Source organism: Geobacillus zalihae NBRC 101842 (genome assembly GCF_001544135.1).
Lineage (GTDB): Bacteria > Bacillota > Bacilli > Bacillales > Anoxybacillaceae > Geobacillus > Geobacillus zalihae.
Genome location: NZ_BCPV01000078.1, coordinates 1 through 15,566, shown reverse-complemented (window position 1 = coordinate 15,566; position 15,566 = coordinate 1). Strand labels below are relative to the sequence as shown.

The window sequence follows — 15,566 nt, the reverse complement described above, 5'->3', positions numbered from 1 at the left end:
TGCTATATAAGGCGGAGTATGAAATCGGGCTATGGGCGAAACAGTTGATCAAAGAGCGGCTTGGCATCGAGATTCCCGATGACGAGGCGGCCCATATCGCCCTTCATATTCATACGGCGAAACTCGATGCCGCCAGCATGAACAAAACGATGCGCGAGACGACGCTCATTCATGAACTCGTTGACCTTATCCAAACGGAGCTCGGCATATCGATCGATAAGGAAAGCATTTCATACCAGCGGCTGCTCACTCATTTGCGCTTTGCCTTAAGCCGCATCGAAAACGGGGAGCCGATTCATTCGATGGATGAGGAGATGCTTGCGCTCATTCAGACAAAATATGCAAGGGAATGGGCGTGTACACAAAAAGCGGCAACCTATGCAGAAAAGGAATATGGCATCCGTTTTCCGGAGGAGGAACTCGCCTATATCGTCCTCCATATCCAACGGTTGCGAAAGCGTTGACAAAAACAGCAAGTTGCCGTATAATGCAAAACAGACAACGAAATATTGCGGGATTGTAACTGCTTCGAGCAGGCAAGACCTAAAACGTATGAAGGGAACGGCAAGTGAGTCATGCCGCTAGATCGCCCTTTGTATGTTTTAGGTCTTTTTTGTTTTTCATTTCACCATCATTCAGAAGGAGAGGAGTTCACCGATGAATTATGAACACATTGCTAAACAACTCATCCCGCTCCTTGGCGGGAAAGAAAACATCATTAGCGTAACTCATTGCGCGACACGGCTTCGCCTCGTCTTAAAAGATGACAAAAAGGCCGAGGCGAAAGACATTGAAAACATTGAAGGGGTTAAAGGGGCGTTTTCCAGCTCCGGACAGTTTCAAATTATTTTTGGCACCGGCGTGGTGAATAAAGTGTATGAAGCGTTTGCCCGGGAAGCAGGGGTACAGCAAGGTGATGCTGATGCCCATCAAGAAGCCATCAAGCAAAAAATGAATCCGCTCGCCCGCTTTGCGAAGACGTTGTCAAACATTTTTGTCCCAATCATCCCAGCCATTGTCGCGAGCGGTTTGTTAATGGGTTTGCTTGGGATGATGAAGGCGTTCAAATGGGTGGCGGCAGACAGCCCGCTGTATATTTTGCTTGATATGTTTTCGAGTGCGGCGTTTATTATTTTGCCGATTTTAATCGGCTTTAGCGCGGCGAAAGAATTTGGCGGCACGCCGTTTTTAGGGGCGGTCATCGGCGGTATTATGACTCACCCGGCGCTATTAAACCCGTGGGGATTGGCCGAGGCCAAGCCAAACTATATGCATTTTCTTGGCTTTGATATCGCTATGGTCGGGTATCAAGGGACGGTCGTGCCGATTTTGCTGGCGACGTATGTGATGAGCAAAGTGGAGCGTGGATTGCGCAGAGTTGTTCCCCATGCGGTCAGTTTGCTTGTTGTTCCTTTTGTGACCGTCATTTTGACGGGATTTATTACGATTTTGGCCATTGGTCCGCTCGGCAATTTGCTTGGCGATGGGATTACGACGGTGTTGAACTTTGTTTACCATTATGGCGGTGCGTTAGCCGGCCTTATCTTCGGCGGATTGTACTCGATGATCGTCATTACCGGTGTGCATCATAGCTTTCATGCCATTGAAGCGAACTTGTTGGCGAAACTTGGGGTCAACTATTTACTGCCAATTTGGTCGATGGCCAACGTCGCCCAAGGCGGCGCCGGTTTGGCTGTATTTGTCAAATCGAAGCGGACAAAAACAAAAGAGATTGCGTTACCGGCGGCCTTGTCAGCTTTTTTAGGCATTACCGAGCCAGTCATTTTCGGGGTGAACTTAAAATACCGGAAGCCGTTTATCGCTGCGGCCATTGGCGGCGCGCTCGGCGGAGCGTACGTCGTATTTACGAATGTAGTGGCTAATGCCTACGGGTTGACCGGCATCCCGATGATCGCCATCGTTGCGCCGGAAGGGCTCACGAACTTAATGCACTACTTAATCGGTTTTGCCATTGCCGTCGTTTCAGCGTTTGTGGCGACATGGCTCTTGAAGTTTCGCGAAGAGGAAGAGTGAGGGGCGTGTGGATGAAATCCGAACGCGAACAGAAACTTATTGAACAAGCATACGCTGAAGTCGAAAAATATGAGACTCTTGTCAATCGCGACCGGTATCGGCTTCGCTACCATCTCATGCCTCCTGTCGGGTTGATGAACGACCCAAACGGGCTGATCGACTGGCACGGAACGTATCACGTCTTCTACCAATGGATGCCGTTTCGCACCGGCCATGGCGCCAAGTTCTGGGGGCATTATACATCCCCAGACTTGGTTCATTGGCAAGCAGCGCCGATTGCGTTAGCGCCAAGCGAATGGTATGACAAAGATGGCTGCTATTCCGGCAGTGCGATTAGTTGCGATGGAAAGCTCGTGCTGTTTTACACTGGCAATGTGAAAGATGAACAAGGAAACCGCCAAACGTACCAATGCATGGCCGTATCGGAAGATGGCATTCATTTTACAAAAAAAGGCGTCGTCATTACACTTCCGGACGGATATACGGCCCATTTCCGCGACCCGAAAGTATGGCGGTATCAGGGCCATTGGTATATGATCTTGGGGGCGCAAAGCGAAAGCGGCGATGGAAAAGCGGTGCTGTTTCGTTCCGCTGATCTTTGTCATTGGGAGCATCTTGGCCCAATTGCTGGCGGCAACATGAACGGGCTTGGTCCGTTTGGCTATATGTGGGAATGCCCAGACTTGTTTCCATTAGATGGGCAAGACGTGCTCATTGTCTGCCCGCAAGGATTAAAACCGGACGGCATGCGCTACCAAAACGTCTACCAGTCAGGTTATTTTGTCGGCCGCTTCGACTACGAACGGGCCGAATTCCTTCACGGGACGTTTGAGGAGCTTGACCGCGGCTTTGAATTTTACGCTCCGCAAACGATGCTTGACCGACGCGGACGAAGAATTTTAATCGGTTGGATGGGCGTGCCGGACCAGGATGAAGACCGTCAGCCGACAGTGAGCCACCGCTGGGTGCACGCGCTCACCTTGCCGCGCGAACTTCGCCTCACTGGCGGCAAGCTGAGACAGACGCCAGTGGAAGAGCTGAAACAGTTGCGCAAACAAAAAGTAGCATATCCAAGCGCCACTGTGGTGAATGAGCTGAGGTCATGGCCGGGACTCGAGGGAGATGCGATCGAACTTCGCCTCGACAATATCGAACTGTTCGGAAGCATGATGGAAATTTACTTTCGCCATGCGGCTCGCCTTGTTTACAATAGTGACGAAGGGGTATTGACGCTTGAACGGAAAAGCTTTGTGAACGGGCTGACGGAGAAGCGGCAATGTCGATTGCCACGTCTTCGTTCGCTTCATGTTTTCCTTGATACGTCATCGATCGAACTGTTCGTCAATGATGGCGAAGAGACGTTCACTGCGCGGTTTTTTCCGTATCTGGACGACCAAACGATTTTCTTTGGCGCTCATGGGCATCTTCAGATGGATATAGAGAAATGGGAATTATAAGGTTTGTTTGTGTGCAAGGAAGCTGCCAAGGAAGCGTTTGCGTATTGGCAGCTTTTTATGACAACGGTGATCCATTAGATTACTAAGTATGTCCACTTATCCCCCCTTTTAACATCTTTCCGAAATTCATCTCCCACTTCGAAACGAAGTGAAAGTGGGAGATGAATTTCGGTTAGGTATAGCCTAAAATTGTCTCTTTTTTGTGTGTTATGATATAATCAGTTTTAGAAAAATGAAAGGCTGTTGTATCAATGAAATTAGACAATAATAACCATTCAGTGTTCCTATTGTATTATCATCTTGTGCTGGTTGTAAAATATCGCAGACAAGTGATTGATGATACCATATCTGACTATGCAAAAGATATGTTTGTGAGATTGGGTAAAAATTACAATATTTCCTTGGTCGAATGGAATCACGATATGGACCATGTGCATATTTTGTTCAAAGCACATCCAAATCGTGAATGATCCAAGTTCATCAATGCCTATAAAAGTTCAAGTTCTCGACTGATCAAAAAGCATTTTCCGCAAGTGAAAAGAAAACTGTGGAAAGAATATTTTTGGTCAAGAAGCTTTTGCCTGCTTACAACGGGTAGTGCGCCCATTGAAGGAATAAAAAAATATATAGAAAATCAAGGTATGAAGTGATGTGGTGTCGATATGGCAAACAAAGCCTATCAGTTCCGTCTATCCCCAACAAAAGAACAAGAACAACGGCTCGCCAAAACCTTCGGTTGTGTCCGTTTTGTGTATAACAAAATGCTTGAAGAGCGCATACAAATGTTTGAAAAGTTCAAGGACGATCAAGAATCCTTGAAACAGCAAACATTTCCGACCCCTGCCAAGTACAAAAAGGAGGTACAGTCGATTATATCGGGTTTAGTTATTACATGTCAAAAGTCGTGAGTGCCCGTGAAGTAGAGGGAAGTGAATTTGATGGGGAATTTGGGCGCATTGTCCGAAATCCGTATGTGAAAACAAGTGATTGGGGATGGCAAATTGACCCTGTAGGGCTGAGGTATTCATTAAATGTTTTGTATGAACGATATCAACTTCCGTTATTTATTGTGGAAAACGGTTTAGGGGCTAAGGACGTCGTTGAAGAAGATGGAACGATTAACGATGACTACCGTATTCAGTATCTCCGGGATCATATTCAGGAAATGAAACAGGCCATCCAATTAGATGGGGTTGATGTTATAGGGTATACGCCATGGGGTTGTATAGATTTAGTAAGTGCTGGGACAGGGGAAATGGAAAAACGTTATGGCTTTATCTATGTAGATAAAGATAATGAAGGAAAGGGAACCTTAGAGAGACGAAGAAAAAAATCATTTTATTGGTATAAAAGAGTAATTGAAACAAATGGAGAAGAACTTTAAATAGAGATGGTGAAAGATTATAGAAGCACGCGCAATCTTGTAGCGTTGGATCAGGGATGTAAAAATGTTTTGCGAATAACTGTTTAGTTAGATCATCTTTTTCGCCAAGATCACCGCTCTTTCGAAAAGAAAGAGCGGTGATCTTTTTTACTAATATCGTTTCTTCCGCTGGCTAAGCCATAGCGGAAAACGAATGATAAAGCTAAGGAACAGCACTAGCAACACAAGGAGGGCGGATGTTTTTTGGGCAATTTGCTGCGCATCGGCCACGAGCGCTTCAGACTGAATGTACCACAAATGGACCGGGAGAGTCGCGCCTTCGGAAAGGAGATGAAAATCCCACATCTCGCCAGATGACGATGTCCCACCGACTAGCAAAATGATGGCCGATTCGCCAAATGCTCGGCATGCGACAAGGCTGATGCCGGTCAAGATGCCTTTCATGGCGGCAGGGAGCACTGTTTTGACAATGGTCTGTGCTTTCGTTGCGCCTAAAGCGAAGGAGGCTTCCCTCCAAGTGGAGGGAACTGCCGTGATCGCTTCTTCGGAGACGCGGGCTAAAACTGGGAGATTGAGCAATGCCAGTGTAATGGATGCTCCTAAAATGGTCACGCCGATTTGAAAGTATTCCACAAACAAGGCGTAACCGAATAGACCAAACACAATTGATGGGACAGATGCCAAACTTTCAATGGCCGCCCTCACCCATTCCATGATTCGGTTGTTTGGGGCGTATTCCGCTAAAAAAATACCGGCTCCAATTCCGATGGGCAATGACAAAAGCAATGATAGCACGAGAATGTAAATCGAGTTCCATAAGAACGGCCCAACTCCTCCTCCAGCGTCGATTTCTTCAGGCAGTCCAATGAGGAAATGGATGTCAATGTCCGGCAATCCTTTTCGCACGATCATATAAAGAAGGGATAAGATGATCAAAAAGACGGTTGCGGAAATGATGCTGATTATACTCAGTACGAGTCGATTCATGAGACGGCGGATGCGGAGCCGACTCATTTTTCCATGAAGGCCAGGGGCTTGATTGTTCATGATGACGGTCCTCCTTTCAGACGCAAGCGGCGAATCATCATAATGAAAGAAATGGAGATGAAAAGCAGCAAAAGCGCCATCATATAAAGGGCATGGTTGGTCGTTGATTGAAAATCGACGTTTAAAATTTGCATCACGATATGGCTGGTCAACACACTTGATGGCGTGACCAAATCAAATCCCCATTGCGCCACGTTGCCGATGACCATGACGACGGCCATTGTTTCGCCAATGGCGCGTGCCATGCCGAGGATGACAGCAGCGGCAATCCCAGATTTCGCGGCAGGAAGCAATATTTTGGAAATCATTTCTATTTTGGTCCCTCCAAGGGCGTAGTTGGCCTCCCGCCATTCGTTGGGAACCGCGCAAAGTGCATCGTCGGTAATGCGGGTGATGGTAGGCAAGATCATCATCGATAGCACGATCGCTGCCGCAAGAATTCCATCTCCCACTGGAGCGCCTGTAAGCTTACGAATCCATGGGACGAGCAGGGTGGCTCCCAAATATCCGTAAACAATGGATGGGATGCCGACCAACAAATCAAGCAGCGTCCGAAGCCATTGTTGAAGCCGGGGAGGGGCCATCTCCGCAATAAATACGGCTGTCGAAATGGAAATCGGTGTGGCTATCAACAGCGTCACGAACGTTACATATAGCGTTCCGGTGATAAAGACGGCGGCTCCGTATCGATGATGTTCTGGATCCCATCGGGAGGAGAAGAAAAATTCCCACGGAGATACATCTCGAAACACGAGAAGGCCTGTTTTGCTGACGAATAGAACGATGGCGCTCAATACGACAATCAGAAATACGATGCTTGTCAAGCAAAAAAAACGAAACAGACGGTCGAATCGATATTTCGTGGTCCAGCGTTGACGTTGAGCGGTCAACAAGCGGGTGGCCTCAGTCCAATCAGGAGACAGCTTTTCCATTTTCCTTTCCCCTTTCTGTCATCGAACGGAAAATCAGCCTCTCCGCCAATAAAGGAGAGGCTGAAAGAGGTCGTTATTTCACAGGAATGAATTTTAATTTTTTCAAGGAGCCATTTTGGAATTTTTTGCTTAAAATATAATCGATAAAGGCTTTGTCCGCACCTTTGGCTTCCCCTTTGGTCAGTAAGTATCCATAGCCGTAAAAGATGTATTTGCCGCTTTTGGCATTAGCTGTGGTTGCTTTGACACCGTTGATGCTGACGGCTTTAATTCCGCCTTTCACATAAGCCAAATCAACAAATCCAATCGCGTTTGGATTCGACGCAACGGCATTCACCATATCCCCTGATTTTTGCACTTCTTTATAGTTATCTCCTGTCGTTTTGATCATATGGCCGTCCATGATTTTGTCTTCAAAATTGACGCGTGTTCCAGATCCTTTGGCTCGGTTGATGACGACGATTTCTTCATCTTTTCCACCTAATTGTTTCCAATTTTTGATTTTCCCTTCATAGATATCTTGGATTTGTTCGACGGACAGGTTGCTGACGGGATTGCCTTTGTTGACAATGACAGCAAACGGAATTTTGGCAATTTTGTATGCTTTTAATCCTTTGTAAGCAGGGAACCCTCCGACCGCTTTAGTGGCATCCCAGTCGCATGCTCCGATGGTGGCGACTCCTTTTGTGACTGACTGCGGGCCGGCGATGGAAGAAGAGCCGGAAACCACAATTTTGACTTTTGGATGGCTCTTTTTAAATTCTTTTGCCGCTTGTTGAGTTAACGGCAACAAAGCGGTGGAGCCGGCAATCACGATTTTTCCGGATACTTCAGCGGCATCGGCGCGATGCTCGGTGGCCAAGGCAGCTCCAAGCAACAAGGTAGATGACAGAACAGCAGAAATGACTCTTTTCCATAATGTGCTGCGTTTCATAAATCTCCCTCCATCCTCATTTTGTAAGATTCATCCATGAACCATGGCGAAGAAGAGATACGTTTTCTCCACCGTCGGTTGCCATCGTTACCGCAATTTGATCGTCATATGGCGATGGCGCAATCGAGGTGATTTCATGTTTCGTCCTTCCTATTGTTTTCCATGATTTGGTGGATGGATCGAAGCAGCGGATGGTGTAAAGGCCGTTTGCTTCAACAACAACGTAAATACGGCTTTTGACCACCGCCATGTCAATGATGTTCTGCTTATCAAGCAATGTTTGTTCTACTCCGTTCCGGATCATTTTCAATGATGGCGGACTCATGTCATCATCCGTTGCGCTTACATATACGATGTCATGGTTTGATAGAAACGCGCTGTCAACCTTATTGTCTGACGATGAAGTGAGCGGTGTTGGCTGTTTTGTTGGTGAAGACAGGTCGACAAGAATCAGCTGCGGATCGGTTCCGCTTGTATCAATGGAATCGACATCGGTTCTTTGATCGTCCGTGTAATTCGTTTTCCCTTCATTCGCTACTGTGTATAATAACTTTGTTCCATCGGGAGAAAGACGAAGATCTGTTTTGTACTTCACTTTGTCATCAATAATCTTGGTGATGGTTCCATTGTCTAAGGCAACGACTGCGACCGCCTCATTGTTGCTGCCGTAAATGCAATAGAGTGAGCGGCCATCGCTGGACCAAACGAGGTCGGTTTTGACCTCATCGTCTTCGCCGATTTGTTGGACCGTATTGGAAACGAGGTCTATGACAAACAAATGACCGTTTTCATCGACGTAAGCCGCTTTTTTCCCATCAGGTGATAACGTAAGATCCATTTCGTTGATGGAACGGAGAGCCGTTCGCGAGCGAATGTCCAAAAGCAGTGAAGAGGCTTCATCCGGTCGGCTGATGAGCAATGTATTTTGATTGATCCATTGTGGATGGATGCTCGTTCCTTTGATGAAACCAGACGTGGCGATAAATCGCTCTTGCTCCTCGATCTCTCCCCCTAGTGCATAGACGATGGCGGACAGATTGATGTACGGCACTCCATTTTGAATGAATGGCGCGGTCGGCAAGGAGGTTTTTTTGCCGCCGGCGTTTAATACATAACTAAACGGATTGAATATAATAGTTCTATTTCCTTTTTTGACCTTAACCATGCTCGTTTTTTTGTCAACGTGCACAGTAGCGCCAAAAGCAGCGGCAACATCATTGACTGAATAAAAAGATGTTTGTCCTAACACGAGACCGTGAATCGTAGCTGTGGAGCCGTTCACTTGCCATGTCTCGCGAAATGGGCGAAAGCTGCCGGATGTCGACACGATGGCGACACCAGCCTCTGCTTTCCATTGTCCACCTAAGAGAGCGGCGATTTGCTTCGCATCGACGTATAGTTCTTGACCAAAACGCTGTGGGGCGACAGACAATGAAATGGATTTGCCATTCACCAATGCCGCTTTTTTCCCCGTCTGAAGCACCATCTGTATGTTAGGAGATGTGCGTCGAATTTCGTAATATTGGTGTTTTGGATCATACCGATAATCGGCTGAAAACAGCTTGGCCATATCGCTCCCCGCCAATAAAACAGTTCCTGAACGATGGAGCGAACGGACCGTCATCAAATTGCCGTTGACATTGACAATATAGTGAGACGCGGCTGTATTCTTTTTCGCTGCGGCATAGGCATGTCCATCGAGAGCCGGCCACGATGAGGGGAGAGCCGTCAGCAAAGCTGTCGCCATGACAGTTCCGGCAATGATTTTTTTCACGAGAGCCTCTCCTTTCTATTTTTCCTTTGGCATGAGAAGCGGGTTTCATGGTTTGCTGGAAGGTGATCCTCCTTTCCGTTCAAAGGATTTAAGAAATTTTTCCTAAGCATAAACGATTATATGAGAAAAGTGTAAAAGGAATATTTTGTTTTATTTAAAGTGTATTAATATTTTGTTTTTTCTGTGTTAATTTCAAGATTCATTTTGACGACTTTTCCAGCCTCGCGCAAACTTATGCTGCCGCTCAACGTCGTGGATCATGCTGATGGCCAGCAGCGACAGGTTTTGGAGTTTCGCGATCTCCACTTCTCTTGACATTGACAGAATTGCTTGGTGAAGATTTGGATGTTTTGAAGAAAAATAAACCCGCCTCGACATGGACGGGTTTTTTCTGTCAATCCAAATACTTCTCGCATAACGATACAAACTTTCCATCTGACTTTAGCCCTTCCAAAATGCTTCTCAACATTGCACTTCTTTTGGGAAGCTGCTTCTCGAACTCTGCCACAAATGTATCCTTGTCCCACTGTGATTGGCCAGCGTGATAAAACAGCTTTTCCAGGCGTTCCAACTCGTCGGCAGTAAAGCCAGTGGCTAAGGCCAGAATCGCAAAGCTTTTGTGCTCCTTGTTCACCATATCTAAGAGTAACGTAATTGCATCGGTGGCTAGACTCAATTTTGCTTCAAGATCCTTGATTCTTTCCTCGTTCATAAGCACCGTCCTTTTATCGATTTGTTTATTCCAATGAATACTATAACAAAGTGGGTGCACAGGTGGGTGATTTTCTTTTATAATAAATATGTCTTTACATTGATAATGACAGGAGGATACACATGAACCAAACCGCGATTTCCCAGCGCAAGCTGTTAGGCATTGCCGGTCTCGGTTGGCTGTTTGACGCGATGGATGTCGGCATGTTGTCGTTTTTGATGGCGGCCTTGCAAAAAGACTGGAATTTGACGGCCAGCCAAGTCGGCTGGATCGGCAGCGTCAACTCGATCGGCATGGCGGTCGGAGCGCTCGTGTTCGGGCTGCTCGCCGACCGGATCGGCCGGAAAAATGTTTTCATTGTCACATTGTTATTATTCTCGATCGGCAGCGGGCTGTCGGCGCTGACGACGACGTTGGCGGCGTTTTTGGCGCTCCGCTTTTTGATCGGCATGGGGCTTGGCGGCGAGCTGCCGGTCGCGTCAACGCTCGTTTCGGAGGCGGTGCCGGCTGCCGACCGCGGCCGGGTTGTCGTGCTGCTTGAGAGCTTTTGGGCGGGCGGCTGGTTGCTGGCAGCGCTCATCTCGTATTTCGTCATACCAGTTTACGGATGGCGGACGGCGTTATGGCTGGCGGCGATTCCAGCGCTGTATGCGATCTATTTGCGCCTCCGCCTGCCCGATTCGCCGCGGTTTGCGGCCGCGCAAAAAGAGGAGACGGTGTGGAGCAATATCGTCAAAGTATGGTCCGCTCCCCATCGGAAAGAGACGGCCATGCTTTGGCTGCTTTGGTTTTGCGTCGTCTTTTCGTATTACGGCATGTTTTTATGGCTGCCGAGCGTCATGGTGATGAAAGGGTTTAGTTTAATTAAAAGCTTTGAATATGTGCTCATCATGACGCTGGCGCAATTGCCCGGCTATTTCAGCGCCGCATGGCTGATCGAGCGGGCGGGGCGGAAATTTGTCTTGGTCACGTATTTGCTTGGCACCGCATTGAGCGCCTACTTTTTCGGCACGGCCGAGTCGCTCGTTGGGCTGATGGCATCCGGCATTTTCTTGTCGTTTTTCAACCTCGGCGCTTGGGGAGCGCTGTATGCGTATACGCCGGAGCAGTATCCGACGTCGATTCGTGCGACCGGCGCCGGCATGGCGGCGGCGTTTGGCCGCATTGGCGGCATTTTTGGCCCACTGTTGGTCGGCTCGCTTGTCGCCCAAGGGGTGTCGGTGACGGCCATTTTCACGCTGTTTTGTCTATCGGTCCTTGTCGCCGTTTTGGCGGTCGCGGTGTTGGGCAGCGAGACGAAGCAACAGGAGCTTGCATGAGTAAAATCGTTGTAAGGGACATTCTAAGGCAGATCTCTAATGAGGGGTTGCGGGCTTTGGTTCGTGGCGCTCGTTAGGGGAGGCAAGACGAAATTGACAAACAAACGGCAGGGGCGGTACCTTAAGGGTAAGCCCCTTTTTTGATTGGCCAAGCTTTTGGTGGGTGTGCGCATCGACGCCCGCGGACGCCAAGGGGAAAACCAGTGCGAGAGGCGGTGAATTGATGTTATGTCCGTCCGTGTCCGTCGTCATCCCGACGTACAATCGCCCGTATCCGCTTGCCGAGCTGCTCGAGTCGTTAAGCCGGCAGACGTACAAGCCGTTTGAGGTCATTATCGTCAACGACGGGGGTGTCCCGGTTCATGATGTCGTCGCCTTGTACCCGGAGCTTGACATCCGTCTCATCGACCGCCGCGACAACGAAGGACATGTCGCGGCCCGCAACATCGGCGTCAAGGAGGCGCGCAACGACCTCATCATGCTTTGCGACGACGACGACTTAGTGTTGCCATGCCATCTCGAGCGGATGGTCACAGCGCTTCGTGACGCTGATTTTGCCTATGCCGATGCGGAAATTGTCCAGTATCGGGTGGAAAACGATCAGCGCGTCCCATCGGCCCGTTTTTTATTTGCCTATGAGTACGATTTGGAGGCGATGCGGACGTTTTCGACGTACGTCCCGTCCGGGAGCGTGTATCGAAAATCGCTCCATGACGAGATCGGCTGCTTTGACCCGACTGTCCACCATTATTGGGATTGGGACTTCTTTTTGCGCGCCGCCTCTGTTTGTCGCGTCACGCGTGTCGCGGCGGCGACGGTCTTGTATGCGTTCAGCCCGGACGGCGACAACGTGTCGCGACATATGAGCGACAAGCGGCGGCATTACTTGCGGCGGCTTTGCGAGAAGCATGGGCTTGGGGACTTGCCGGTGAAAAACTTTTGGCTCTTGCTTGACGAGCCGGAAGTCGCGAAGCGCCGGGCGAAAAGCGAAGTCATCTGGGACGGGAAGCCGATCGTGTCGCGGTTTTGGATGCAAAAAAAGCAGGATGGCGTTGACAAAAGGTTTTGGGGTTTGCTATGATAGTGGACAAAATCATATATGGATCGCGATGACGGATCAATAGTAGTTAACCCTCTCTTCCCAAGCGAGCCGGGGACGGTGGAAGCCCGGCGAAGATGGTTAATGAAACGGCAGTCCGGAGCGGAAATGGCAAAAAGGGGATGCGTGATTTGCGCATCAACTAGGGTGGAACCGCGGGAGCTACGCTCTCGTCCCTAGGCGTCAGGCCTAGGGCGAGGGCGTTTTTGATTGTTGGACATCACATTGAAGGAGGATGAACACGATGGCTGTCACAATGGAAGAAATCGTCGCACATGCCAAGCATCGCGGCTTCGTGTTTCCGGGCTCGGAAATTTACGGCGGGCTGGCGAACACGTGGGATTACGGCCCGCTTGGCGTCGAGCTGAAAAACAACATGAAACGGGCGTGGTGGAAAAAGTTCGTCCAAGAGTCACCGTACAACGTCGGGCTTGACGCCGCCATTTTAATGAACCCGAGAACGTGGGAAGCGTCCGGTCACTTAGGCAACTTCAACGATCCGATGGTCGACTGCAAACAGTGCAAAGCGCGCCACCGCGCCGACAAGCTGATTGAGAAGGCGCTCGAGGAAAAAGGGATCGAGATGATCGTTGACGGGTTGCCGCTGGCCAAAATGGATGAACTCATCAAGGAGTACGACATCGCCTGCCCGGAATGCGGCAGCCGCGATTTCACGAACGTGCGCCAGTTCAACTTAATGTTTAAAACGTACCAAGGCGTCACCGAGTCGAGCGCCAACGAAATTTATTTGCGTCCAGAGACAGCGCAAGGCATTTTCGTCAACTTCAAAAACGTCCAGCGCACGATGCGCAAAAAATTGCCGTTTGGCATCGCGCAAATCGGCAAAAGCTTCCGCAACGAGATTACGCCGGGCAACTTCACGTTCCGCACGCGCGAATTCGAACAGATGGAGCTCGAGTTTTTCTGCAAGCCCGGTGAGGAGCTGCAATGGTTTGACTATTGGAAACAGTTTTGCAAGGACTGGCTGCTGTCGCTCGGCATGAAGGAGGATAACATCCGCCTGCGCGACCATGCGAAAGAAGAGTTGTCCCACTACAGCAACGCCACGACGGACATCGAGTACCATTTCCCGTTCGGCTGGGGCGAGCTGTGGGGCATCGCGTCGCGCACGGATTACGATTTGAAGCGGCATATGGAATACTCGGGCGAGGACTTCCATTATCTCGACCAAGAAACGAACGAGCGCTACATCCCGTACTGCATTGAGCCGTCGCTTGGCGCTGACCGCGTCACGCTGGCGTTTATGATCGACGCCTATGACGAAGAAGAGCTGGAAGACGGCACGACGAGAACGGTGATGCACTTGCATCCGGCGCTTGCGCCGTACAAAGCGGCTGTCTTGCCGCTGTCGAAAAAGCTCGCGGACGGGGCGCACCGCATTTATGAAGAGCTGGCGAAACATTTCATGGTCGACTATGACGAAACCGGCTCGATCGGCAAGCGGTACCGCCGCCAAGATGAAATCGGCACGCCGTTTTGCATCACGTACGACTTTGAGTCTGAACAAGACGGCCAAGTGACCGTGCGCGACCGCGACACGATGGAGCAAGTGCGGCTGCCGATTGGGGAGCTCAAAGCCTTTTTAGAGGAAAAAATCGCCTTTTGATGCCATGAACGCCGGGGCAGCGACGAAACCCCGGCGTTTTTTTAAGAACGTGTATGGGGATAGAACCGCTTTTTTAGAAAAAAATTCAAAAAAATAGATGGATGTTCGCTGTATATAATGGTAAAATAGAAGTATAGACTAGTTCCTGCAATGGATCAAGGGGGTTCACCATGATGGAAGGGAAACCGATTTACTACGATGGAAGCGGCCATCCGCCTGGCAATGATGAAAGCGTCATCAAAAGCGAACCGTTTACGCTCACCGATGAGATACGAAAACAAATCAGCGGCAACCCGTTTGTCGTGGAACAAAGCGAGTAACATTGCCTTGGAGAAAGGCAATTTTTTTTTGCGGTCAAATTGTTTGCCAAATGTGTCGGATCTTTATATAATTATCTCTGATTGGAGATATTTGAATTCAAAATAAGTGAATGCCGCTTGAACAAAGTGCAAACACTAAAGTGCCGAGATCATCACGAAAGGGAGTATGCATCATGACAAACGTATTGTACATCACCGCTCATCCGCACGACGACACGCAGTCTTACAGCATGGCGGTCGGAAAAGCGTTTATCGACACATACAAACAAGTGCATCCGGATCATGAAGTCATTCATCTTGATTTATACAAGGAATACATTCCGGAAATCGACGTCGACGTGTTCAGCGGCTGGGGCAAACTTCGCTCCGGGAAATCGTTTGAAGAGCTGTCTGACGAAGAAAAAGCGAAAGTCGGGCGGATGAACGAGCTGTGCGAGCAGTTTATTTCCGCCGACAAATACGTATTCGTCACGCCGATGTGGAACTTTTCCTTCCCGCCGGTGTTAAAGGCGTACATTGACGCCGTGGCGGTCGCCGGCAAGACGTTTAAATATACGGAACAAGGGCCGGTCGGATTGCTTACTGATAAAAAAGCGCTCCACATTCAAGCGCGCGGCGGTTTCTACTCCGAAGGCCCGGCGGCGGAAATGGAAATGGGCCATCGGTATTTAAGCGTCATCATGCAATTTTTCGGTGTTCCGTCATTTGAAGGGTTGTTTGTCGAAGGGCATGCGGCGGTGCCGGAAAAGGCGGAAGAAATTAAAGCGAACGCCATCGCTCGGGCGAAAGACTTGGCGCACACGTTTTAACGGGAGGCCGAGTATTGCGCGGGAAATGGCCGCAAACTTGGCTTGGGAGCCTCTTCATCCGGAGAGGCTCCTTTTTTATTGGACAAACCAAACGGCCGTGACGTTCATATACGCTGGC

Annotated in this window: 13 protein-coding genes and 3 pseudogenes; 11 read left to right on the top strand and 5 right to left on the bottom strand. The window is 49.2% G+C overall.

Annotated elements, in window-relative coordinates; genetic code table 11:
• The 6 genes and pseudogenes from GZ1_RS15840 to GZ1_RS15820 form a co-directional block, all read left to right on the top strand.
• Positions 1–464, top strand: a 464-nt coding sequence (locus tag GZ1_RS15840) for a BglG family transcription antiterminator (RefSeq protein ID WP_157074385.1), incomplete at its 5' end; no start/stop codon positions are given.
• Between the two features lie 193 nt (positions 465–657).
• Positions 658–2,034, top strand: a complete 1,377-nt coding sequence (locus GZ1_RS15835) for a sucrose-specific PTS transporter subunit IIBC (protein WP_015376099.1) — start codon at positions 658–660, stop codon at positions 2,032–2,034.
• Between the two features lie 11 nt (positions 2,035–2,045).
• A complete protein-coding gene (locus GZ1_RS15830; RefSeq protein WP_060788856.1) occupies positions 2,046–3,491 on the top strand; it encodes a glycoside hydrolase family 32 protein in 1,446 nt (481 codons plus the stop codon).
• A 251-nt stretch (positions 3,492–3,742) separates the two neighbouring features.
• Positions 3,743–4,141 (top strand): annotated as a pseudogene (tnpA, locus tag GZ1_RS18550) (IS200/IS605 family transposase).
• Between the two features lie 12 nt (positions 4,142–4,153).
• A pseudogene (locus GZ1_RS15825) lies at positions 4,154–4,351 on the top strand (helix-turn-helix domain-containing protein); the annotation flags it as partial.
• Positions 4,336–4,875, top strand: a pseudogene (locus GZ1_RS15820) (family 1 glycosylhydrolase); the annotation flags it as partial. The pseudogenes GZ1_RS15825 and GZ1_RS15820, both read left to right, overlap by 16 nt.
• A gap of 150 nt (positions 4,876–5,025) precedes the next feature.
• On the opposite strand, the gene pstA reads toward GZ1_RS15820, so the two are convergent.
• The 5 genes from pstA to GZ1_RS15795 all read right to left on the bottom strand — a co-directional run bounded on the left by pstA (position 5,026) and on the right by GZ1_RS15795 (position 10,274).
• A complete protein-coding gene (gene pstA, locus GZ1_RS15815; RefSeq protein ID WP_011232904.1) occupies positions 5,026–5,922 on the bottom strand; it encodes a phosphate ABC transporter permease PstA in 897 nt (298 codons plus the stop codon).
• Positions 5,919–6,854 (bottom strand): phosphate ABC transporter permease subunit PstC, encoded by a 936-nt coding sequence (gene pstC / locus GZ1_RS15810; protein WP_011232903.1) that lies wholly within the window; start codon positions 6,852–6,854, stop codon positions 5,919–5,921. The genes pstA and pstC overlap by 4 nt, the downstream gene beginning before the upstream one ends.
• 73 nt (positions 6,855–6,927) lie before the next feature.
• The gene (locus tag GZ1_RS15805) at positions 6,928–7,788 is read right to left on the bottom strand and encodes a phosphate ABC transporter substrate-binding protein (protein ID WP_011232902.1); all 861 of its coding nucleotides are present in this window, start codon (positions 7,786–7,788) and stop codon (positions 6,928–6,930) included.
• A 16-nt stretch (positions 7,789–7,804) separates the two neighbouring features.
• A complete protein-coding gene (locus GZ1_RS15800; RefSeq protein WP_060788855.1) occupies positions 7,805–9,562 on the bottom strand; it encodes a stalk domain-containing protein in 1,758 nt (585 codons plus the stop codon).
• Between the two features lie 394 nt (positions 9,563–9,956).
• Positions 9,957–10,274, bottom strand: a complete 318-nt coding sequence (locus tag GZ1_RS15795; RefSeq protein WP_011232900.1) for a hypothetical protein — start codon at positions 10,272–10,274, stop codon at positions 9,957–9,959.
• Positions 10,275–10,396: 122 nt separating this feature from the next.
• Here GZ1_RS15795 and GZ1_RS15790 point away from each other — a divergent pair, with 122 nt between their 5' ends.
• The 5 genes from GZ1_RS15790 (at position 10,397) to GZ1_RS15775 (ending at position 15,448) form a co-directional block, all read left to right on the top strand.
• Positions 10,397–11,593, top strand: a complete 1,197-nt coding sequence (locus tag GZ1_RS15790) for an MFS transporter (RefSeq protein ID WP_060788854.1) — start codon at positions 10,397–10,399, stop codon at positions 11,591–11,593.
• Between the two features lie 223 nt (positions 11,594–11,816).
• Positions 11,817–12,674: a glycosyltransferase family 2 protein gene (locus tag GZ1_RS15785; protein ID WP_015376096.1), complete on the top strand. Its 858-nt coding sequence runs from the start codon at positions 11,817–11,819 to the stop codon at positions 12,672–12,674.
• 262 nt (positions 12,675–12,936) lie between these two features.
• Positions 12,937–14,319, top strand: a complete 1,383-nt coding sequence (locus tag GZ1_RS15780; protein WP_060788853.1) for a glycine--tRNA ligase — start codon at positions 12,937–12,939, stop codon at positions 14,317–14,319.
• Between the two features lie 170 nt (positions 14,320–14,489).
• Positions 14,490–14,639 carry a hypothetical protein gene (locus GZ1_RS19325; RefSeq protein ID WP_011232896.1) on the top strand — a complete coding sequence of 50 codons (150 nt, stop codon included), beginning with the start codon at positions 14,490–14,492 and terminating at the stop codon, positions 14,637–14,639.
• A 173-nt stretch (positions 14,640–14,812) separates the two neighbouring features.
• Positions 14,813–15,448, top strand: a complete 636-nt coding sequence (locus GZ1_RS15775; RefSeq protein WP_033015399.1) for an FMN-dependent NADH-azoreductase — start codon at positions 14,813–14,815, stop codon at positions 15,446–15,448.
• Positions 15,449–15,566: the final 118 nt, after the last annotated feature.

Excerpts from the sequence above, each read along its gene's own strand:
- GZ1_RS15835 (WP_015376099.1), top strand. The coding sequence starts at position 658 with ATGAATTATGAACACATTGCTAAACAACTCATCCCGCTCCTTGGCGGG.
- GZ1_RS15830 (WP_060788856.1), top strand. The coding sequence starts at position 2,046 with ATGAAATCCGAACGCGAACAGAAACTTATTGAACAAGCATACGCTGAA.
- pstA (WP_011232904.1), bottom strand. The coding sequence starts at position 5,922 with ATGAACAATCAAGCCCCTGGCCTTCATGGAAAAATGAGTCGGCTCCGC.
- pstC (WP_011232903.1), bottom strand. The coding sequence starts at position 6,854 with ATGGAAAAGCTGTCTCCTGATTGGACTGAGGCCACCCGCTTGTTGACC.
- GZ1_RS15805 (WP_011232902.1), bottom strand. The coding sequence starts at position 7,788 with ATGAAACGCAGCACATTATGGAAAAGAGTCATTTCTGCTGTTCTGTCA.
- GZ1_RS15795 (WP_011232900.1), bottom strand. The coding sequence starts at position 10,274 with ATGAACGAGGAAAGAATCAAGGATCTTGAAGCAAAATTGAGTCTAGCC.
- GZ1_RS15790 (WP_060788854.1), top strand. The coding sequence starts at position 10,397 with ATGAACCAAACCGCGATTTCCCAGCGCAAGCTGTTAGGCATTGCCGGT.
- GZ1_RS15785 (WP_015376096.1), top strand. The coding sequence starts at position 11,817 with ATGTTATGTCCGTCCGTGTCCGTCGTCATCCCGACGTACAATCGCCCG.
- GZ1_RS15780 (WP_060788853.1), top strand. The coding sequence starts at position 12,937 with ATGGCTGTCACAATGGAAGAAATCGTCGCACATGCCAAGCATCGCGGC.
- GZ1_RS19325 (WP_011232896.1), top strand. The coding sequence starts at position 14,490 with ATGATGGAAGGGAAACCGATTTACTACGATGGAAGCGGCCATCCGCCT.
- GZ1_RS15775 (WP_033015399.1), top strand. The coding sequence starts at position 14,813 with ATGACAAACGTATTGTACATCACCGCTCATCCGCACGACGACACGCAG.